This is a genomic window from Mesorhizobium sp. M2E.F.Ca.ET.209.01.1.1, from assembly GCF_004010375.2.
GTDB lineage: Bacteria > Pseudomonadota > Alphaproteobacteria > Rhizobiales > Rhizobiaceae > Mesorhizobium.
This window is the reverse complement of the sequence record NZ_SADP02000786.1, coordinates 1-321: the sequence shown is the minus strand read 5'-3', so window position 1 is coordinate 321 and position 321 is coordinate 1. Positions and strand designations below refer to the sequence as shown.

The following is a 321-nucleotide window of genomic DNA, read 5'->3' as shown; positions in this document are numbered from 1 at the left end:
GCGGCCTTGCCTATCGCGTCGCCTATACCAGTGACACCAATGGCGGCCTGAAGCTTGCCGTCACCTCAGGGTTGGCGATCGCGCCGATTTCGCGCAGCAACATTCCGGCGGACTGCCGCGAACTGACGTCCACGGATGGGTTCGGCGACATCGATTCCTCCAATGTGGTGATGCACCGCAACCCGAACGCTTCCGGTGAAGCGATCGACGGCATGCAGGAGGCGATCCGCGAGGCGTTCGTCAACAGGCAGGTCCAACAGGGGTCATAGACGTCTTCGGTTGCTCCGCCGTTTACTATTTCAGTTCCAGCAACCGTTCCAG

Annotated in this window: 1 pseudogene; it reads left to right on the top strand. The window is 60.7% G+C overall.

The window, feature by feature from the left end:
• Window positions 1–269 (top strand): annotated as a pseudogene (locus EN852_RS37900) (LysR family transcriptional regulator); the annotation flags it as partial.
• Window positions 270–321 lie beyond the last annotated feature (52 nt).